Source organism: Nostoc cf. edaphicum LEGE 07299 (assembly GCF_015207245.1).
Lineage (GTDB): Bacteria > Cyanobacteriota > Cyanobacteriia > Cyanobacteriales > Nostocaceae > Nostoc > Nostoc edaphicum_B.
In genome coordinates, this window is record NZ_JADEXF010000763.1 from 1 (window position 1) to 3,206 (window position 3,206).

Below are 3,206 nucleotides of genomic sequence, written 5' to 3' on the forward strand. Positions count from 1 at the left end.
GTTGTATAAATGAAGAACATCGAGCATTAGCATTTTATGGACTACGAGCCTTAGCACTAGACCAGTTCCACAAAATCTCTGAACTACTCTCTACCATACCAACACAATCCAGACCTATACTGGCAATGATCACTGGAGATGTCAAATCAGAAAAACGAGAACAAATCCTCAAGAGTGAACCGCATATTTTAGGTGTCACACCAGAATTAATCCACTTTCAACTCAAGCAAGCCTGGAAATCCGCGCATTGGGCAAACTTTTATCAGCGATTACGCTATGTACTGCTTGACGAAGCTCATACCCTCTCAGGTAGCTATGGCGCAAATATGTCCTGGCTGATTCGTCGCATTAAACTAGCAGTAGATCATTACGGTGGTGACTCCAAGAAACTGCAATTTATCTTCCTGAGTGCCACTTGTGGTAATCCTAAACAACTGGCTCTGAAAATCTCCGGTTTAAAACCAACTAAACTCAACCCTAAACCCCTGATTTGGATTCGCAAAAGTGGAGCAGCTTCACCATCTAGACAAATAATAATCACTCAGCCTAGTTACAATCTGACTGGTGATACCGCTCGGATAATTCAATTTTTGCTCAATCAAGGTAAATCAGGTATCGCCTTTTGTAACTCCCGTCGCAGCGTGCGGGAACTAACAGAATTACTCAAATCAAACCAAGTAGCCGCTTTCTACAGTGGCATTACTTCTGAGCGTCGCGCAGAAGTAGTTGACCAGCTCCAGTCTGGCACGCTCAAGTGGATTATTGCCACAGAAGCATTAGAAGCTGGAATTGACCTACCAGAATTAGAATGTTGCATTTTGCGTGGCTGGCCAGGTTCCAAAATGGCATACCAGCAACGCAGTGGTCGTGCCGGACGTTCTCAGTCTGGACTGACAGTGCTGCTTCCCAATGCTCTCAATCCCATTGACTGCTATGTAGCAGAACATCCAGAAATGCTGGTATCGCCAGAAGCTGAGGAAGTATTCTTTAATGACGAATATCCCATCTTTGCTGCTAAACATTTGATGTGTGCAGCCGCAGAAACTGGTATTCCTACTAATAAAATCAAGCACTACTTTGGCACAGCAGCTTACGAGGTAGCAAAACTCCTGTTAGCCCAAGGGCATCTAAATAAAGGTCGTAATGGACTGTGGGCAAAGGGTTATCCCCATAAAGATGTTAACTTTCGGGGTGGCTTATCCCAAACTACCATCAAGCTAGTAGATGCAGAATCTGGGGAAGAACTGGAGGAAATCTCAGAAGATATTGCCCACCGGGAAGTCCATCCCCAAGCCATCTACAAACGACAAGATGCCAATGGACGAATGCTGACTTATCAGTGCATCTCCCTTGACTTGAACAGCAAGCAAGCAATTTTAAAACAGACAGCAGATAGCCCACTTTTTACAATTGCAGTTACAGAATCAGAAACCAGTAGCCTAACAGTGCTAACAGATCCGGTGAAGTTACCATTGCTGTTTTCTCAAGTCAGTAAAGTTGATGACTGTCAGGAATACTTAACCCTAGAACTTAGTTTTGGTGAGGTTAAACACATTACCAGTGGTTACAGTTTAATGACCCAAATCTATGAGCAGACTTGTTTGAACAAGCGGTGTCTTAACTACAAGGAATCGCTACCTAAAAAACATCGTTGTCCGCTTTGTAGCAAACTCACACGCAAAGCTGTAATTGTGAAAACCCTGTCAGAAGAAAAGTTTGAGCAGCCTTTCCGTACTCAATTTTCAGCACCAATGGTCAAACTAGCGATTAATTCAAGTGCGCGGGAATACCTCCAGCACAATGCCTTGGAAACTAGAACCAATTTAACCCGCAGTGGCGAACCGATTCCACCGGGCTATCAACAGTTGTGGGAATATTCCAGTACCTTGATTGCTATCCACAGCTTTGGGCATCAAATTATGAGAGCGTTACAGCTGGTGGCTAGAGTTGACCCAAAACAGGTGAATTTTACAGTAGTGAAGGAGTTAGGGGAAAGTAACAATTACACAGGCTATTTCTATGATACCAGTGATGGTGGTAATGGTGCGGCTGAGGCTGTGTTTAAACATCTGCCAAAACTTGCTAGTGCTGCTAAGGCGATCGCACGAGATTGCAATTGCGATACTGGCTGTGCCAAGTGCCTAATTCAACATGGTTGCCCTGATGGTAACACTGCTTTATTGAAGCAAATGGGATTACTGTTGTTAGATGCGATCGCTACACCTGATGTTTAACACTCTCCTGACTGTGAAACCGAGCGCTTGCGTTAGTTTCGCAGTCAAGAGAGTGTCAATGTCCCAGATACTCAATCACTGCCTCCAAGTCTGCAATCGCTCGATTAAATCGATTGAGCATTGCTTCTGCTACTTCTGGTTGGGCGTTGACAGTTGGTAGTTTTTCCCTCACCACATTTTTGAGTGCTTCTAGCCACAGTGACAAATTTGTATGTTGAGCTGCTGTCAACAATCCCATGTTGGTGAGAACAGACAAATGAAACCCAAGTTGGTCTTGTCCACCATAACCCAAATATCCGTTGCTCAGTTCTAGTTTTTCTGGAGTAAATTCAAAATACTGGTCAGAGGTAATACCAGCAGATTCTAGTTTGGGTTGTGGTAATGGAGGTTGGGATTGAGTCATTATCAGTTAGGATTGTTGTACAGCAGGTAATTTTGACATTTGCAAAACACTGTCTGACCAAATACCAAGTTCTTGAATAATCTGGTTTTTAGCTTCTGTGTTATTCCAGGCTTGTTCCCACTTAAACAGCCAGCGTGTGAGAAACCTTCCTAAATTTGCTAACTCAAAAGCATTGTCAATATCTATATCTGGGGCTATCCACTCAATAAAATACATAGTCTCTCTAATCAAGCTTTTGACCACATCTTCATCCGTAGAGTCACTGAAAAGTTGACTTATCCGTGCTAAATTAGTTGCCAATTTTCCCAATCTAACAGGGATACTATCTTGCACAAAGGTTTCTTGCTCATAAGTTAAGCCACTATTCATCCCAGAAACTCCATAAGAATTTGGGACACAATTTGTTTAATCTTAACGTCCATAATTTTCATTGAACGATTAATGTTTTAATAAGATATGCGTTAGCCGTACTCCGCAGGAGTTGCAAGCTACGCAAAGCGTCTCCAAGAGTTGGCTTTGGCGTACCCTTACTCAAAAGCTTGCTACGCGTAGCGTCTCTAAGAGTTGCC

The 3,206-nt window shown here is 43.1% G+C and carries 3 protein-coding genes; 1 reads left to right on the top strand and 2 read right to left on the bottom strand.

The features are described 5' to 3' along the window. Positions 1–2,234: DEAD/DEAH box helicase (locus IQ229_RS20290; RefSeq protein ID WP_194046835.1), on the top strand; the 2,234-nt coding region annotated here is incomplete at its 5' end. 55 nt (positions 2,235–2,289) lie between these two features. Here IQ229_RS20290 and IQ229_RS20295 read toward each other — a convergent pair. Together IQ229_RS20295 and IQ229_RS20300 are read right to left on the bottom strand one after the other, a co-directional pair. After that, positions 2,290–2,637 carry a hypothetical protein gene (locus tag IQ229_RS20295; RefSeq protein ID WP_162398225.1) on the bottom strand — a complete coding sequence of 116 codons (348 nt, stop codon included), beginning with the start codon at positions 2,635–2,637 and terminating at the stop codon, positions 2,290–2,292. A 6-nt stretch (positions 2,638–2,643) separates the two neighbouring features. Beyond that, a complete protein-coding gene (locus IQ229_RS20300; RefSeq protein WP_162398224.1) occupies positions 2,644–3,006 on the bottom strand; it encodes a hypothetical protein in 363 nt (120 codons plus the stop codon). Positions 3,007–3,206 lie beyond the last annotated feature (200 nt).